This window comes from Micrococcus sp. KRD026, from assembly GCF_017168445.1.
Lineage (GTDB): Bacteria > Actinomycetota > Actinomycetes > Actinomycetales > Micrococcaceae > Micrococcus > Micrococcus luteus.
In genome coordinates, this window is sequence record NZ_JABFBA010000002.1 from 57,580 (window position 1) to 74,477 (window position 16,898).

13 protein-coding genes, 1 tRNA gene and 1 other RNA gene are annotated in these 16,898 nt (G+C 73.4%); 8 read left to right on the forward strand and 7 right to left on the reverse strand.

Annotated features, from left to right (window positions below; translation table 11 throughout):
* Positions 1-119: 119 nt before the first annotated feature.
* Together J1M40_RS00805 and J1M40_RS00810 are read right to left on the reverse strand one after the other, a co-directional pair.
* Positions 120-1,130 (reverse strand): electron transfer flavoprotein subunit alpha/FixB family protein, encoded by a 1,011-nt coding sequence (locus tag J1M40_RS00805; RefSeq protein ID WP_241251950.1) that lies wholly within the window; start codon positions 1,128-1,130, stop codon positions 120-122.
* 23 nt (positions 1,131-1,153) lie between these two features.
* Positions 1,154-1,936 (reverse strand): electron transfer flavoprotein subunit beta/FixA family protein, encoded by a 783-nt coding sequence (locus J1M40_RS00810; protein ID WP_095347321.1) that lies wholly within the window; start codon positions 1,934-1,936, stop codon positions 1,154-1,156.
* Positions 1,937-2,115: 179 nt separating this feature from the next.
* Between J1M40_RS00810 and J1M40_RS00815 the strand changes: the two genes are divergently transcribed.
* From J1M40_RS00815 to J1M40_RS00825, 3 genes are all read left to right on the forward strand, one after another.
* Complete coding sequence (locus J1M40_RS00815; protein ID WP_063189073.1) at positions 2,116-3,030, forward strand: NUDIX hydrolase; 915 nt, start codon at positions 2,116-2,118, stop codon at positions 3,028-3,030.
* A gap of 184 nt (positions 3,031-3,214) precedes the next feature.
* Positions 3,215-4,633, forward strand: coding sequence for an L-serine ammonia-lyase (locus J1M40_RS00820; RefSeq protein ID WP_159228292.1), 1,419 nt, complete (start codon positions 3,215-3,217; stop codon positions 4,631-4,633).
* Positions 4,634-4,740: 107 nt separating this feature from the next.
* The gene (locus tag J1M40_RS00825; RefSeq protein ID WP_225348892.1) at positions 4,741-5,838 is read left to right on the forward strand and encodes a YihY/virulence factor BrkB family protein; all 1,098 of its coding nucleotides are present in this window, start codon (positions 4,741-4,743) and stop codon (positions 5,836-5,838) included.
* 20 nt (positions 5,839-5,858) lie between these two features.
* Here J1M40_RS00825 and J1M40_RS00830 read toward each other — a convergent pair whose 3' ends face one another.
* A complete protein-coding gene (locus tag J1M40_RS00830) occupies positions 5,859-6,869 on the reverse strand; it encodes a thermonuclease family protein (protein WP_122054945.1) in 1,011 nt (336 codons plus the stop codon).
* A 150-nt stretch (positions 6,870-7,019) separates the two neighbouring features.
* The gene (locus J1M40_RS00835) at positions 7,020-7,952 is read right to left on the reverse strand and encodes a TspO/MBR family protein (protein WP_060974368.1); all 933 of its coding nucleotides are present in this window, start codon (positions 7,950-7,952) and stop codon (positions 7,020-7,022) included.
* A 114-nt stretch (positions 7,953-8,066) separates the two neighbouring features.
* On the opposite strand from J1M40_RS00835, the gene J1M40_RS00840 reads away from it, so the two are divergent.
* Both J1M40_RS00840 and poxB read left to right on the forward strand, forming a co-directional pair.
* Complete coding sequence (locus J1M40_RS00840; RefSeq protein WP_101965625.1) at positions 8,067-8,963, forward strand: haloacid dehalogenase; 897 nt, start codon at positions 8,067-8,069, stop codon at positions 8,961-8,963.
* A gap of 130 nt (positions 8,964-9,093) precedes the next feature.
* Positions 9,094-10,809 (forward strand): ubiquinone-dependent pyruvate dehydrogenase, encoded by a 1,716-nt coding sequence (gene poxB, locus J1M40_RS00845; protein ID WP_101965626.1) that lies wholly within the window; start codon positions 9,094-9,096, stop codon positions 10,807-10,809.
* Positions 10,810-10,896: 87 nt separating this feature from the next.
* On the opposite strand, the gene J1M40_RS00850 is transcribed toward poxB, so the two are convergent.
* Positions 10,897-12,459, reverse strand: coding sequence for a sodium:alanine symporter family protein (locus J1M40_RS00850; protein ID WP_101965627.1), 1,563 nt, complete (start codon positions 12,457-12,459; stop codon positions 10,897-10,899).
* 217 nt (positions 12,460-12,676) lie between these two features.
* Positions 12,677-12,762, reverse strand: a tRNA-Ser gene (locus tag J1M40_RS00855).
* A 155-nt stretch (positions 12,763-12,917) separates the two neighbouring features.
* Here J1M40_RS00855 and ffs point away from each other — a divergent pair.
* Positions 12,918-13,014: signal recognition particle sRNA small type (ffs, locus tag J1M40_RS00860), an RNA gene on the forward strand.
* 17 nt (positions 13,015-13,031) lie between these two features.
* The gene (gluQRS, locus tag J1M40_RS00865) at positions 13,032-14,018 is read left to right on the forward strand and encodes a tRNA glutamyl-Q(34) synthetase GluQRS (protein ID WP_036384004.1); all 987 of its coding nucleotides are present in this window, start codon (positions 13,032-13,034) and stop codon (positions 14,016-14,018) included.
* 39 nt (positions 14,019-14,057) lie between these two features.
* Here the strand turns inward: gluQRS and J1M40_RS00870 are convergent, their stop codons facing one another.
* The gene (locus J1M40_RS00870; RefSeq protein ID WP_206450355.1) at positions 14,058-14,723 is read right to left on the reverse strand and encodes a malonic semialdehyde reductase; all 666 of its coding nucleotides are present in this window, start codon (positions 14,721-14,723) and stop codon (positions 14,058-14,060) included.
* A 78-nt stretch (positions 14,724-14,801) separates the two neighbouring features.
* Here J1M40_RS00870 and J1M40_RS00875 point away from each other — a divergent pair.
* On the forward strand, positions 14,802-16,898 hold a 2,097-nt coding region (locus J1M40_RS00875; RefSeq protein ID WP_206450357.1), incomplete at its 3' end, for a DNA polymerase III subunit gamma and tau.

Genomic DNA, 16,898 nt, shown 5'->3' on the forward strand with positions numbered 1-16,898 from the left:
GGGCGGGCTCGGTCTCGGCCGGGGCGCCCTTCAGGGGGACGTAGCCGGCCATTCGCTGCTTGGGCATGCTTCTCCTCGTCCGAGGGGCGCGGTCCGCTGCGGACCGCGCCCGCACCGGTTCAGCCGCGGCGGGTGCGCAGCTGCTCGATGACCTGCGGGACCACCTGGAAGATGTCCCCGACCACGCCGAAGTCGGCGTGCTCGAAGATCTCGGCGTCCTCGTTCTTGTCGATCGCCACGATGGTCTTGGCGGTCTTCATGCCGGCCAAGTGCTGGATGGCGCCGGAGATGCCGAGGGCGATGTACAGGTTCGGGGACACGATCACGCCGGTCTGGCCCACCTGGCGCTCGGCCGCGGTGTAGCCGGAGTCGACGGCGGCACGCGAGGCACCCACGGCGGCGCCGAGCTCGTCGGCGAGCTGCTCGACGATCGCGAAGCCCTCCTCGGAGCCCACGCCGCGACCGCCGGCGACGACGGTCTTCGCACCGCGCAGGGGCGGACGGGCGGAGTTCTGCGTGCGGGCGTTCACCTCGAGCACCCGGGCGCCGGCGGTCACCGGGCCGAGCTCGGCGGCGGCCAGCTCCACGACCTCGGGCGCCTCGACGGCCGGGGCCCGGTCCGCGACGGCGCCGGGGCGCACGGTGATGATCCGGGGGCCGCCCTCGCCGGTGGACTCGCTGAGGTAGTCGCCGCCGAACACGGAGTGGCGGGCGATGACCTCGTCGTCGGCCCAGCGCAGCCCCACGGCGTCCGCGCACACGGGGCCGCGGGCCCGGACGGACAGGCGGCCGGCCACCGCGCGGGACTCAGGGCTGCCGGAGAGCAGCACGGCCACGGGCGCGGTGCGGGCGGCCGCGGCGGCGAGGGCCTGCACGGCGGCGTCGCCGAGGGTGGTGGCGGCGTCGTCGGCCACGAGGAGGTGGACGCGCGTGGCGCCGTACTCCCCCAGACGGGCGACGGCGGCGTCCCTGTCCTCCGCGCCGGTCACGAGGACGGCCTCGGGCACGCCCACGGTGGCGGCGGCGCCGAGCAGCTCGGCCACGACCGGGCGAAGCGCGCCGTCCGCGCCGATCTCGGCGTGCACCAGCACGGTCTGACCGCTGTTCGCGGCGTCGGTCTGCGTCGTCATCTCGGTCTCCTCCACGTTCGCGCTCACACGAGCCCCCGGCCCGCGAGGAACTCCACCAGCCGCTCGGCGGCGGTGCCGTCGTCGGTGATCTTCTCGCCCGCGGCACGCTCGGGACGCGTGTCCGCCGAGACCATCACGGAGCGGTAGGCGGCCTCGGCCGGGCCCGCGGCGATGCCGAGGTCGGCCAGGGACAGCACGGTGAGCGGCTTCTTCTTGGCCGCCATGATGTTCTTGAAGTTCGGGAACCGCGGCTCCGCGGTCTTCTCCGTCAGGCCCGCCACGGCGGGCAGGGCGACGGCGGCGCGCACGTCCGCGTCCGAGGTCGCCACGGTGCCGGTCAGCTCGCCGTCGGCCAGCTCGGGGGCCTCGGCGTGCGGCAGGTAGGGCCGGTCCAGGAGCTCGGCGACCATGGCCGGCACCACGCCGGTGCCGCCGTCCGTGGACAGCGTGCCGGCGAGCACGAGGTCGGCGCCCTCCTTCTCGACGGCCGCAGCGATCACGCGGGCCGTCTCCACGGCGTCCGAGCCGACGAGCGCGTCGTCGGTGATCTGCACGGCGGAGTCCGCGCCCATGGCCAGCATCTTGCGCAGGGTCTTCGAGGAGTCCTCGGGGCCCACCGTCAGGGCCACGACCTCGACGTCCGCGCCGGCGTCCCGCCAGCCCAGGGCGACCTCCATGACGCGCTCGCTGATCTCGTCCGGCACGGGCTCGGCCGCGCCGTCGCGCACCACCCAGCCGGTCTCCAGGCTCAGCTCACGCTCCTGCCACGTGTCCGGCACCTGCTTGGCCAGCACCAGGATCTTCACGGCCTCTCCTCCTTGGGTCGCGGTCTCGCCCCGGGGCCTCCGCCCCGAGCACGGTGACTTACGCTACAGACTACGGGTCCGCGCACATCCGGGCCGCATGACCCCCGCGCGGGAGCGGCCGGGGCCGCCGTCGTCGGCCCGCGCGTCCGGACCATGATCGCCCGAACCGAGGAGGCACCGTGAGCCCCGCCGCCCCGCCCGCCGAGCCGTCGGCCGCCGAGGACCGGCCCCGGGTCCCGGCGGTGCCCGCCTCCTCCCTCGTGCTGGTCCGGCCCGGGGCCGGCGGCGAGATCTCGGTGTTCACCGTCCGCCGCGCCGGGACCATGGCCTTCAGCGCCCACGCCACGGCCTTCCCCGGCGGCCGCGTGGACCCCGCGGACGACCTGCCGGACCGGCTGTGGGAGGGCACGGATCTGGCCGAGTGGGGCCGGCGCCTGGGGCTGCCGCACGAGCCCGTGGACGCCCACGGCACCCTCACGGAGCTCGACCCCGCCGAGGGCGCCGGTCGCGTGCTGGCCGCCGCCGTCCGCGAGACGTTCGAGGAGACCGGAGTGCTCCTGGCCCGGGACGCCGTCACCGGCACTCCCGTGGACCCGGCCCGGGTGGCCGCGTTCCCCGACGAGCTGCGCGACGCCGTCGAGCGCCACGAGGTGGACTTCGGGGAGCTGCTCGACCGCGAGGGGCTGCGCCCCGACGCCGGCGCGCTCGTGCCGTGGTCCCGGTGGATCACCCCGCACGGGGGCCCGCGCCGCTACGACACGTTCTTCTTCGCCGTCCACCTGCCGCAGGGTCAGTCCCCCGAGCGGATGTCCTCCGAGGCGGCCAGCCACGGCTGGGCGTCCCCCGCCGAGCTGCTGCGCCGCTTCCGGGCCGGCAAGGTCAACCTGATGGCCCCCACATGGTGGCAGCTGCGCACCCTGGTCGACGCCGGCGAGGACATCCACGCGGGCCGCTCCCGGTTCGAGCCCCTCGAGGGGGTCATGCTCGTGGCCGGGCAGGGGCCCGTGTTCCCCCACGCGGACGAGTATCTGCGTGACCTGACGGCGTTCCGCGCGGCCGCGCAGGTGGAGGAGTCCAAGGACAACATCCTCTGAGCGCTCCCGGCTCCGGGCCGTGCGGTGGGTGACGGGCCGGAGAGCAGCGCGGACCGCGAGCCGCGACCCCATGGCCTGCAGGGCCCCGTGCCCCTAGTCTGGTCTGCACTGGATCTCCCGGCTCCGCGCGTCCGGCCCCCACCCCCGGCCACCGCGCGTCCCGCTCGCACCCTAGGAGCACTGCATGGCGCTCAGCGTCCTCGACCTGTTCTCGATCGGCATCGGCCCGTCCTCGTCCCACACCGTGGGACCCATGCGCGCCGCCCGCCGCTTCACGGACAGCATGGGCCAGCACGGCGTCCTCGAGCGCACGGCCCGCGTGCACGCCGAGCTGTTCGGCTCGCTGGCGGCCACCGGCGTGGGCCACGGCTCGGACACCGCGGTGCTGCTCGGCCTGGCCGGCCAGGACCCTGAGACCATCGACCCGGACGCCTGCACCGGGCTCGTGGAGGAGATCGTCACGGGCGGCCGGCTGCCCCTGGACGGGCGCCACGAGATCGCCTTCGACCGGCAGGGCGACCTGACGCTGCACATGCGCGAGTCCCTGCCCGGGCATCCGAACGGCATGCGTCTGACCGCCTACGACGACGCCGGCGAACAGCTTCACACCCGCGACTACTACTCGGTGGGCGGCGGCTTCGTGGTCACCTCGGACGAGCTCGAGGCCGAGCTGGACGCCACCAAGGACGTCAACCGCACCGACGACGGCGACACCGGCGAACCGTACCCCTTCTCCACGGGCGCCGAGCTCGCCGCCCGCTGCCACGAGGCGGGCCTGAGCATCGCGGAGCTCATGCTCGCCAACGAGGCCACCCGGCACGACCTCGACGAGCTGCGCACCCGGCTGCTGGCCATCTGGGCCGTCATGGAGGAATGCGTCCACAACGGCGTGACCCGCACCGAGCCGATCCTGCCCGGCGGACTGCAGGTCCGCCGTCGGGCCCCCGCGCTGCGGGAGCACCTGCTGCAGACCACCGACCGCACCGACCCCATGTGGGCCATGGAGTGGGTCAACCTCTTCGCGCTCGCGGTGAACGAGGAGAACGCCTCGGGCGGGCGCATCGTCACCGCGCCCACGAACGGCGCCGCGGGCATCATCCCGGCCGTCATGCTCTACTACATGCGCTTCGTGCTCCCCGAGGGCGCCACTCAGCAGGAGCGGGACGACAAGGTGGTCGAGTTCCTGCTCACCGCGGCGGCGATCGGCATCCTGTACAAGCGCAACGCCTCCATCTCCGGCGCCGAGGTCGGCTGCCAGGGCGAGGTCGGCTCGGCCTGCTCCATGGCGGCGGGCGCGCTGTGCGCCGTGCTCGGTGGCACCGTGGACCAGGTGGAGAACGCGGCCGAGATCGGGATCGAGCACAACCTCGGGCTGACGTGCGACCCCGTGGGCGGCCTGGTCCAGGTGCCGTGCATCGAACGCAACGCGATCGCGTCGGTGAAGGCCATCAACGCGGCCCGGCTGGCGCTGCTCGGGGACGGCTCGCACCGGGTGACCCTGGACCAGGCCATCAAGACCATGCGCGACACCGGCGCGGACATGAAGTCCAAGTACAAGGAGACCTCGCGCGGCGGCCTGGCCGTGAACGTCATCGAGTGCTGATCGCCTGGGTCCGCGGCCCAGCGCCGCTCCGGTCGGGACGGACGGGGCACCCGTCCGCTACCGTGGGGCCCGATCCGCCCCCTGCCCCCGAGCGCGAGAGGACCGACGTGGCCATTCATCCTGTGGACGCGACCCTGGAGGCCGCGAAGATCGATCCCGACCAGCGTGCCGAGCGGCTCAAGGGGGTGAAGCTCGACGGCGCCGGCTGGAAGTACGCGCTCACGCGCGCGCTCAAGGAGTTCGGCAACGACGGCGGCACCGACCTGGCCGCGAAGCTCACCTACTACCTGGTGCTCTCGCTGGCCCCCTCGCTGCTGGCCGTGTTCTCCATCCTGTCCCTCGTGCTCGCCTCCAACCGCGGAGCCATCGACGATCTGCTGGGGCAGCTGACCGGTCTGGTCCCGAGCGACTACCAGGCGCTCGTCACGAACCTGGTGACCACCATGAGCGACTCGGCCGCCTCAGGCGGCGGGATCATCGCCCTCGTCATCGGCATCGCGACCGCCCTGTGGTCCGCCTCCGCGTACGTGAAGGCGTTCAATCGCTCGGCCAACACGGTGTACGGCTACGAGGAGGGCCGCGGCCTGGTGAAGCTGACGCTGACCAACCTGCTCACCACGCTCATCCTGATCGTGGGCATCGTGGTCGTGCTGATCTCGCTGGCGCTGAACCGCTCACTCGTGGACGGCTTCCTCCAGCCGATCGCCGGCCCGCTCGGCATGACCGGCGTGGTGAACTTCCTCTCGGACACGTTCCTGCCGGTGTGGGCGTGGGTGAAGTGGCCCGTCGTCGTCCTGATCCTGCTGGTGCTGATCGCGACCCTGTACTACACCACCCCGAACGTCCAGAAGCCGCGCTTCCACCTCTTCGGCCCCGGCAACATCGTGGCGCTGGTGGGCATGGTGCTGGCCGCGGTGGCCCTGTCCGTGTACTTCACGCAGTTCGCCGGCTACTCGGCGTACGGCGCGATCGGCACGATCATGGCGCTGCTGTTCGCCCTGTGGATCTTCAACATCGTGCTGCTGCTCGGCCTGGAGGTCGACGCCGAGGTGGAGCGTGCCCGCCAGCTCGAGGCCGGCCTGCCCGCCGAGGCTCGGGTGCAGCTGCCCCCGAAGGACGTGGCCGGGGTGGAGAAGCGCGCCGAGAAGCAGACGGCCGTGGAGGAGCGCGGCTACGAGCTGCGGGCGGTCCACGAGGGCCGCTGACCGCACCCGACGCGGGGCCCTCAGCGCCGGGCCGCCCGGTAGCCGTCCGCCTGGGCCGCGGCGGCGGAGGCGTAGCAGTTGCGCGCGTTGGTCTTGCCGTAGTGCTGCTGACCGGGCATGTGGTAGATGCCCGAGTTGTCGTTGGCCTTGACCGGGTGGGAGTCCGGGCACACGGAGTCGGCTCCGCGCACCGGCCCCGCGTCGCCGGACGCGGGGGCCGCCTCCGGGGCGGGGGCCGGGGCCGCCTCCGGGATGGGCTCTGCCGCGGCGCCGCACTCCCCGGAGAACCTGCCGACGCCGTTCGCCCGGGCCTGCTCCCACGCCGCCTCGACCTCGGGCAGGAAACGGTCGTTGCCGTCGAAGACCGCCGGCTCGCCGTACCCCAGGCGGGCCATCTCGGCGTTGACCAGGACGCCGTCGGCGTACACGCCGGCGAGGAGGCGGTCATAGCGGTCGTAGAGCCGGCGGTCGTACCGCAGCACCACCGTGTCGCCGGGGCTGATCATCGACTTCAGCGCCGCCGTCGCCTCCGGGCCCATGCACTCGACCGGCTTCGAGGGGTGACGGGTCTCGGGGGTGTCGATGTTGAGCAGGCGCACCCGCGTGGACACCTCGCCGAGTGTCACGCGGAGCGTGTCGCCGTCCGAGATCGACTCGACCGTGACCACGTCGCCCTCGACGTCGGCCGGGGCGGCGGGCGCCGCCGGCTCGGCACTGCGGGAGCCTTCAGCAGTACGCGACTCCTCCGCGGCACGTGCGGCACGCGACTCGGCGGCCCCGCTCGAGGACGACGCTGCGGCGCGCGAGCTCTGCGCGGCGGAGGATGAGGCGGCCAGCGACGACGCAGCGGCGCGACTCGTCGCGGCCGCGTCGACGGACGGGGTGGGCGTCGTCGGCATCGTGCTGACCGACGCGGAGGTGTCGGCGGCGCTCTCCGGGGTGACGCCGTCGTCGGTGGCGGTGCAGCCGGTGAGCAGGAGCAGAGACAGTGCGGCCGCGGGGAGCGCCGCGCGCAGACGGGCAAGGGGCACGAGGATCCTGGAGGGGAAGGGACGGGGACATGACGAAGGCCCCGCCGTGAGGCGGGGCCTTCGGATCACCACATCATCGCATGTGGGAGGCACAGGTGTAGCCGCACGTCACGACAGCATCGGTCCCCGTTCCGTCAATGACGACGGGGGTCAGCGACGGCCGTCGATGGGGTCGCCGCCGCCGTCGAGTGCGTCGAGGACGAGGTCGCGGGCCTCGCCCGTCGCGGACCGGCGGGAGAGCAGCAGCGCGGCCAGCCAGCACAGCAGGACGATCGCCGCGCCGCCCCACGCCAGGAGGGCGAGGCTGCCCGAGAGCAGCCCCGTGCCGTCCGCGCGGCCGACGCCGATCCACACCAGACCCCACGCGAGCGCGAACGCCGGAGCCGGGCGGCCGCCGTTGTACACGGCCGTGAACGCACCGATCAGCACGGCCACCACGAGCATCACCTTCGCCCAGAGGGACGACTGCCCCGGATCGCCGACGACGCCGGTCGAGGCCAGCCACGCGGCCAGGTTCGCCACGGCGGCGATCGAGACCCAGCCCAGATGCAGGCCCTGCACCCCGTCCAGGAGGATCCGCTCACCCCAGCTGTGCGCGCGGACGGATTCGAGGAGCACCAGGATCCACGCCAGGCACGCCAGCAGCAGCGCGATCACCACGACGCTCAGCCCCAGCAGCCCGGCCTGCACCGTCCAGATCCACGCGGCGTTGAGCAGCACCGAGACCAGGATCCACGGTCGCAGGCGGTCGTGACGGGCGGACTGGGCCGAGGCGAGGAACTGCCACACGGCGTACGCCAGCAGCCCCGCGTAGATCACGGACCAGATGCCGAACGCGGGGGTCGCCGGGGACACCCAGGTGGCGTCCGGGCCGAGCCAGCCGCCCGCGGCCTCGGCCACGGGGGTCAGGCCGCCGACGACGCCGGAGCCCAGGAACGCGGCCACGACCGCGAGGATCACGACCACGAGCATGGCCACCCGGCCGCCCGTCGAGGACAGCCCCGTCCCCGAGCTGGGGACGCGCGCCGCGGCGTCGGGGCCGAAGGGGCTGCGGGACGGGCCGAGGTCGGTGGCGGTGCTCATGGGTGCTCCCGTGGGGTGATCGTCGGGGGTGTGCCCCGGGCGGGGCGGGTCTCAGGGTCAGCGTAGCCGCCGGGCCCATCGCGGGCACGGGCCACCGCGGCCTAGGGTGGGGGCATGCGCACTTCCTCCCCGATAGGACTCCTGCTGGACGTGGACGCCCCCGTGGCCTCCACCGAGACCCGGACCGTGCCGGAGGGGATCATCGACGTGCTCGTCCGCCTCGCGAGGCGCGGGGTGCCGGTCGGCTTCAACACGGGCCGCTCCACGGACTTCCTCCTGCACAACCTGATCGCCCCGCTGCGAGACGCGGGCCTCCCGGACGACGCTCCCTTCCACGCGATCTGCGAGAAGGGCGCCGTGTGGTTCCCGTTCTCCGCGGTGCCCTCCGGGGACCTGCCCGACGTCACCGTGGACGGCACCGCCCCGGACTGGCTCCGCACCGACCCGGACATGGCCATCGACGCGGACACCCGTGATGCAATCTGGGCCCTCAACGATGAGCGCGCCGGGGACCTGCAGTTCACGGACCACACCAAGCTGGCCATGGTCTCCCTCGAGAAGACAGTGGGCGCGGACCAGACGGAGTACGAGCGGGTGCGCGACGACGTCGCCGCGCGCGTCGAGGATCTGCTCGCCGAGCGCGGACTCGCCGAGGAGGTGCGCGTGGCCCCCTCGGTGATCTCGGTGGACGTCGAGCACCGCTCCTCCGGCAAGGACCTGGGCGTCGAGCGCTGCTTCGACCTGCTGGCGGAGGCGGGCACCCCGGTGCCCGAACGCTGGCTCACCGCGGGCGACTCGCGCAGCGACTACGCCATGGCCGACCGGCTGCACGAGCGCGGACTCGCCGTGGAGCACATGGACGTGCGGCCCGCCGACGGCGTCCCCGAGAAGCCCTACGGCGTGGTGACGGCGGCGATCCTCGCCGAACGCGGCATCGGCGACGCCGACGACGTCCACGAGCGGGCGGGCGAGTCCCTGCTGCGCTGGGTGGAGCGCGACCTGCTGCGCTGACCAGGCCGGACGCCCCCTCTGCGGACGGCCGACCCTCCCCGGGCCTGGACCTCGACCCCTAGCGTGGAAGGGAATGCCGCGCCCCTGCCGAACCGGCCCGGGCGCCTCCCGACCAGAGAGAGGTTCCACCGTGGCCACCGTCGCCCAGAACATCGTCGAGACCCTCCACGCCTCGGGCGTGCGCCGCATGTACGGCGTGCCCGGGGACTCCCTCAACGGGCTGACCGAGGCCCTGCGCTCCCACGGCGGCATCCAGTGGGTGCACACCCGGCACGAGGAGACCGCGGCCTTCGCCGCCTCCGCCGAGTCCCAGCTCACGGACGAGCTCGCGGTCTGCGTGGGCTCGTGCGGTCCAGGCAACCTCCACCTGATCAACGGCCTGTTCGACGCGCAGCGCTCCCGCACCCCGGTGCTCGCGATCGCCGCGCACATCCCGTCGGAGGAGATCGGCTCGGGCTACTTCCAGGAGACCCACCCGCAGGACCTGTTCCGCGAGTGCTCCGTCTACGTGGAGCACGTCTCCTCGGCGGACCAGATGCCCCGCATGCTGCGCACCGCGATGCGGGCCGCCGTCGAGCAGCGGGGCGTGGCCGTGCTCGTGATCCCGGGCGACGTGGCCCTCACCGAGCTCTCCGCGAAGCCCGAGGTGATCCGTCACACGCCGTCCCGCGTCATCCCGGCCGACTCCGTGCTGCGCGAGGCCGCCGAGGCCCTGGACTCGTCCAAGCGGATCACCATCCTGGCCGGCGCGGGTGCGGCCGGCGCCCACGACGAGGTCGTGGCCCTGGCGGAGCGCCTGCAGGCCCCGATCGTCCACGCTCTGCGCGGCAAGGACCGGATCGAGTACGACAACCCGTATGACGTCGGCTTGACCGGCCTGCTCGGCTTCGCCTCCGGCTACCACGCGCTCAAGGAGGCCGAGACGCTGCTGATCCTCGGCTCCTCCCTGCCGTACCGGCAGTTCTACCCCGAGGACGCCACGGTCATCCAGGTGGACGTGCGCGGCGAGCAGATCGGCCGGCGGGTGGCCGTGGACGTGCCGCTCGTGGGCGGTGTCACGGAGACGGCCCAGGCCCTGCTGCCGCTGCTGCGCGGGAACTCGTCGTCGGCGTTCCTGGACAAGGCGCTCAAGCACTACGCCAAGACCCGCAAGGACCTCGACCAGCTGGCCACCCCGGGCCGCGGACGCGTGCACCCGCAGTACGTGGCCCGCCTCCTCGACGAGCTGGCCGACGACGACGTGGTGTTCCTGCCCGACGTCGGCTCCCCGGTGGTCTGGGCCTCCCGGTACCTGACGATGAACGGGCGCCGCCGGATCATCGGCTCCCTGTCCCACGGCTCCATGGCCAACGCGGTCACGCAGGCGGTCGGCGCCCAGGCGGTCGACCCTGCCCGCCAGGTGGTGGCGATGGCCGGCGACGGCGGGTTGGCCATGATGCTCGGCGAGCTGCTGTCGTTCGTGCAGAACGACCTGCCCGTGAAGACGCTCGTGTTCGACAACGACTCGCTGAACTTCGTGGAGCTAGAGATGATGGCCGCCGGGTTCGTCCCCTTCGGGACGGACCTGCAGAACCCGGACTTCGCGGCGATCGCGGAGGCAGCCGGCATCAAGGGCTTCCGCGCGGACCACACGACGGACCTGCCTGCGGTGATGCGCGAGTTCCTCGCCCACGACGGGCCTGCGCTGCTGGTGGTCAAGACCGAGCGTCAGGAGCTGACGATCCCGCCGAGCATCGAGTTCGAGCAGGCCAAGGGCTTCGCGCTCTACGCCATGCGCACCGTCCTGGACGGCAAGGGCACCAAGCTGCTCGACCTCGCGAAGGCGAACCTGCGCCAGCTGTTCTGACCTGCCGCGCACGACGACGGCCCGGACGCTGGCGGCGTCCGGGCCGTCGTCGTGGTGGGGCGGGGAGGGCCCAGCCCCGCCGGCCCGTCAGGCGCGGTGGGCGCCGCCCTCGGTGACGATCGGGTGCTCGGCCGTGCCGGCGACGCCCTGGGTGATCAGGCCGTCGGCGCGGTGCTCCCAGAAGTCCGCGTTGCGGATGCCGAGCGGGCGCGGGTCGAACTGCGGGTCGAGACCCTGGCGCTTCTGTGCGCGGTAGTCCTTGAGGGCCTTGAGGGCCGGGCCCTGCAGCACGAGGATGCCGAGGATGTTCAGCCAGGCCATGGAGCCCACGCCGATGTCGCCGAGGCCCCAGGCCGCACCCGTGGTGGCGACGGCGCCGTAGGCCACGGACACGAGGATCAGGGCCTGCAGGAAGCGCAGCACGACGCGGCGGACCATGCCGTTGCGCAGGTTGCGCGTGAGGAACACGAGGTTGACCTCGGCCATGTAGTAGTACGCCACGATCGTGGTGAAGGCGAAGAACGCGAGCGCCACGGCCACGAACGTGGGGCCGAAGCCGGTGAACATGGCGTCGAAGCCGGTCTGGACGAAGGCCGGGCCCTCCGAGGCCGTCGGGGCGACGATGCCCTCGAACAGCAGGCCGGAGCCGGACTCGTCCGAGTACACCCGGTAGGCGCCCGTGGAGATGATGATGAACGCGGTGGCCGAGCAGACGAAGAGCGTGTCGATGTAGACGGCGAATGCCTGCACGAAGCCCTGCTTGGCCGGGTGTGAGACCTCGGCGGCCGCGGCGGCGTGCGGGCCCGTGCCCTGACCGGCCTCGTTGGAGTAGATGCCGCGCTTCACGCCCCACTGGATGGCGAGACCGAGGATCGCGCCGAACACGGCGTGCACGCCGAACGCGCTGGCGAAGATGGAGCCGAAGACCTCGGGGATCTGGTCGAAGTTCAGGAACAGCACGATCAGCGCGAGGATGATGTACAGCGCGGCCATCACGGGCACCACGTAGACGGCGAACGTCGCGATGCGCTTCACGCCGCCCAGGACGATGAAGGCCAGCAGGATGACCATGGCCAGGGCCACGACCCAGGCGGGCACGGCCCACGCCTCGCCCACGGCCGCGGCCACGCCGTTGGCCTGCACGCCCGGCAGGAAGTAGCTGGTGGCGAAGACGGTGACGACGGCGAACAGGATCGCGTACGCCTTGAACGCGGGGGCGGCGGCCGTGTGCTTGTAGGCCTTCTCCAGGTAGTACGCCGGGCCGCCGCGGTACTCGCCGGTGTCCGGGTCGCGCTCCTTGTAGATCTGGCCGAGCGTGCACTCGATGAAGGATGTGGCGGCGCCGAGCAGGGCCATGACCCACATCCAGAACACGGCGCCGGGGCCGCCGAACGCGATGGCCGTGGCGACGCCGCCGATGTTGCCCATGCCGACGCGGCCGGCGAGCGACATCATGAGGGACTGGAGGGACGAGGTGCCGTCCGCGGAGTCCTGGCCCTCGCGGAGCTGCTTCACCATGTCCGGGATGTTCACGAACTGCAGGAACATGGTCCGGATGGTGAAGTAGAGGCCGACGATCAGGCAGAGCCAGATCAGGGCCGGGGACCAGATGACGTCGTTCACGGCGGTGATGAGATCTGCGAAGGACATGGGGTCTCCAGATCGGGGTGGGGATGGCCGGTGCGGTGCGAGCTCCGAGCGGCGGCCGCCGGCGGTCCCGGGCGACTGGGGAGAAGGATACGCGCAAATGTGACGCACGTCTCGCACCCAGCGCGGCGGATGAGGAGTCCGGGCGCATCCTCCCCCTCGACAGCGGTCCCGGACATGCGAAAAGCCCCGGAACCACTGGGGTCCCGGGGCTTACCCGCGGAGGATGGGGGATTTGAACCCCCGAGGGCTGTTAACCCAACACGCGTTCCAGGCGTGCGCCATAGGCCGCTAGGCGAATCCTCCTTGGTGCGCCCTCATGCGGCGGACCGCGCGAGGGCAGGCTCCATCATAACCAGATCGTCCTGGGCCGCGCCAATCCCCCGCGGGAGGCGAGGGCCCGGTCCGGGTCTCGCCGCGGCCCGAATCGCCCCGCCCACCGCCGCCCTGGTAGAGTCGTGGGCGGCCCCTCACGTGGTGTCATCTCGCTGAACTCCCCCAGGACCGGAAGGTAGCAAGGGTAGGTGGGCTCTGGCAGGTGCGTGAGGGGTCTTCACTTTCCCCCAGGAGATCCCATGCCCGCCGGACGCTACGCCCCCTCCCCCACGGGGAGCCTGCACCTGGGCAACCTGCGCACCGCGCTCGTCGCGTGGCTCGCGGCGCGCGCCACGGACCGTGCCTTCCTGCTGCGGGTCGAGGACCTGGACCGCGTCCGCTCCGGGGCCGAGGCCGGGCAGCGGGCGGACCTGGCCGCCGTCGGGCTGGACTGGGACGCCGAGCCGGTGCGTCAGTCCGAGCGCACCGCCCGGTACGACGCCGCCGTGGCCGCCCTGCGGGCCGCGCACGGCGCGGACGCGGTCTACGAGTGCTTCTGCTCGCGCAAGGACATCGCCGAGGCGACGTCGGCCCCGCACCCGAGGCCCGACGACGGCGCCCCCGCCTCCGGCGGCGCCGTGCCGCTGCGTCCGCCCGGCTTCTATCCGGGCACCTGCCGCGGCCTGACGGAGGCCGAGCGGGCCGAGCGACGGCGGGTGCGTCCCGCCGCCCTGCGGATCGACGCGGCGAAGGTCGCGGGCCTGCCGGCGGGCGAGATCCCGCGCGCCACCGCCGTGGACGTGCTGCACGGCGAGGTCACGGGCCTGGTCGACGACCTGGTGCTGCGCCGGAACGACGGGGCGTACGCGTACAACCTGGCCGTCGTCGTGGACGACCTGGCGCAGGGCGTGGACCAGGTGGTCCGCGGCGACGACCTGCTCGACTCGGCCCCGCGCCAGCGCTGGCTGGCCGAGGTGCTGTGCGCCGCGCGCGGGGAGCCGACGCCCGCAGTGGAGTACCTGCACGTGCCGCTCGTGCTGAATGCGGAGGGGCGGCGGCTGGCCAAGCGGGACGGCGCCGTGACGCTCGAGGACCTCGCTGCGCAGGACCCGGCGTGGACCCCCGAGCGGGTGCGGGACCGGCTGCTGGAGTCCCTCGGCCTGCCCGCGGGACCGCTGGCGGCCGCCGTGCCCGCGTTCGACCCGGCCGCCCTGCCGCGTGATCCGTGGGTGTTCACCGGGCTCTGAGCGGGCCGGCGTCCCGGCCCGCCGCAGGCCCGGCCCCGGTCAGAGGACCTGGGCGGCCTGGGCGAAGTCGAGGCGGCCCTGGCGGGGCTGCTGCGCCTTCTCGTCGTCCGCGGCGGCGGGGCCGACGTTGATCACCAGGAGGGACTTCCAGGCACGGTCCGCGTGGAACTCGGCGTCCACGGCGGCGGCGTCGAACCCGGCCATGGGGCCGACCTCGAGCCCGTGCGCGCGCAGGGCCACGAGCAGGTAGCCCACTTGGATGAGCGCGTTCGTGCGGCCCATCCCCTCGCGCATGCCCGGCTTGCCCTCGGCATTCTCCTCGAAGCCCTGCCGGAACGGGGCGAGGTGGCCCATGTGGCGGTGCCAGTCAAGGTCGTAGGAGGCGATCAGCGTGAGCGGGGCGCGCTCCGTCTTCTCCCGGTTGAACTCGATCATGAGCGGGGCCAGGCGGGCGCGGGCCTCGGGGCTGTCCACGACGTCGAGCCGCAGCGGCTGGTTGTTCATGGCGGTCGGCGCCCAGCGGAGGTCCGCGTAGGCCCGCTCGATCAGCGCGAGGTCGACGGGCTCGTCCGAGAAGAGCTGCGTCGTGTGGCGGTCCGCGAAGAGGCGGTCGATCTCGGCCTGACTCAGCGGTCCCGCGTCCGGGGCCGGCTGCGTGGGGTGGATCGTGTCCTCGGCGTCGGTGTGCATGTGCGTGGTGGTCATGGGCCAGGGAACGGGCCGGCGGGCGTGCGCATTCCCCGGCTCCCTTAGCCCGTCCGCCCGCCGGATAGGCTTTCGAGGGTGAGCACCGCCCTGTATCGCCGCTACCGCCCGGACCGTTTCGAGGACGTGATCGGGCAGGACCATGTCACGGTCCCGCTGCGCACCGCACTGGCGAAGGACCGCGTGAACCACGCCTACCTCTTCTCCGGCCCGCGCGGCTGCGGCAAGACCACGTCCGCCCGCATCCTCGCGCGCTGCCTGAACTGCGCCCAGGGCCCCACGCCCACGCCGTGCGGCGAGTGCGACTCGTGCCGGGACCTGGCCACCGGCGGGCCGGGCTCGCTGGACGTGCTGGAGATCGACGCGGCCTCGCACGGCGGTGTGGAGGACGCCCGCGGCCTGCGCGAGCGGGCCACGTTCGCCCCGGTCCGGGACCGCTACAAGATCCTCATCATCGACGAGGCGCACATGGTCACCGCGGCGGGCTTCAACGCGCTGCTCAAGATCGTGGAGGAGCCGCCGGAGCACCTGAAGTTCATCTTCGCCACCACGGAGCCGGAGAAGGTCATCGGGACCATCCGCTCCCGCACCCACCACTACCCGTTCCGGCTCGTGCCGCCGGAGCCGCTCATCGCCTACCTCGAGCAGCTGTGCGCGGAGGAGGCCGTGTCCGTGGAGAAGGGCGTGCTGCCGCTCGTGGTGCGCGCCGGCACGGGCTCGGTGCGTGACACGCTCTCCGTGCTGGACCAGCTGATCGCGGGCGCCCAGGAGGGCCAGGTCTCGTACGAGCTCGCGGTGAGCCTGCTCGGCTTCACCCCGGAAGCCCTGCTGGACGACGTGATCGACGCTGTCGCCGCGGACGACACCCCCACCGTGTTCCGCGTGGTGGACCGTGTGGTGCAGTCCGGCCAGGACCCGCGCCGGTTCGTCGAGGACCTGCTGGACCGCTTCCGCGACCTCGTGATCGCCCGTGCCCTGCCGGAGGAGGCCGGGGCGATCCTGCACGGCATGCCGGAGGACCAGGTGCGGCGTCTGTCGGCGCAGGCCGCGCAGCTCTCCCGCGCGGAGCTCTCCCGCCTCGCGGACATCACCAACTTCGCGCTGACGGACATGGTGGGGGCCACCAGTCCCCGCCTGCACCTCGAGCTGCTCATGGCGCGCCTGCTGCTGCCCGCCTCGGACGAGACGCACCGCGGCCTGGCCGCCCGCCTCGAGGCCCTCGAACGGCGCCTCGAGCTCGGTGGCACCGCGCCCGTCGAGGACGGCGCCCCGGAGGGCACGACGACGCCGACCCGGTCCGGCACGCCCGCCGCGGACGGCGGCGGATCGGCCGGGAACGTGGAGGGCTCCGGCCCTCTGACCGGTGCCGCGCTCGCCCGGGCCGCCATGCGGCGGCCGGAGGAGTCCGCGCCGACGGCGTCCACCGCCCCGCCGGAGCGCTGGACGCCGCCTGCCCCGCAGTCCGTGGCAGAGACGCCGGAGGGGGACGTGGCCGCCGGAGCCACGGGGTCCGAGCGTCCACAGCAGCCGCCGCAGCCCGCGCGGTCCGAACCGGCTGAGGTCGGGGCCCGTTCCGAGGACGCGCGCCGCCCGGAGGCCGGGAACCGCCCCGAGCCCGAGGGCCGGCCCCAGGCCCAGGACCGCACCGGTGCCGCGCCGGCCCCCGCCCACGGGCCGGAGGAGACGGCCGCGCCCTCGAACCCCACGCCCGCCCCGGCGGCGAGCCAGGTGGAGATGATCCGCCGGGCCTGGCCGGACATCCTCGCGGCCCTCGAGGACGCCTCACGCCTGGTGTGGATGCTGGTGAAGGACAACGCGAGCGTCGCGGGCTACGACGGCTCGTTGCTGACGATCGGCTTCCAGCAGGACGGGCCCCGCCAGTCGCTGCTCGGCCGGGGTGGCGACCGCGTGCTCGGCGAGGCCGTCCACCAGGTGCTCGGCATCCGCCCGCGGCTCGACCTGATCCTGGGTGGGGACGCGCCGACCGGGGACGCCCGCGCACAGTCCGGCGCTCGCCCGGCCGGTCCGGCGCGGACGGACCGGCCTGAACGTCCGGCCCCGCAGCAGAGCCGGCCCGACCGACCGGCGGCGGCGCAGCCGAACCGACCCGCTCCGGCACCGGGGCAGGCCCCGCGCGAGCCGGAGTCCTCCCCCCTGTCTCTTATAAACATCCCC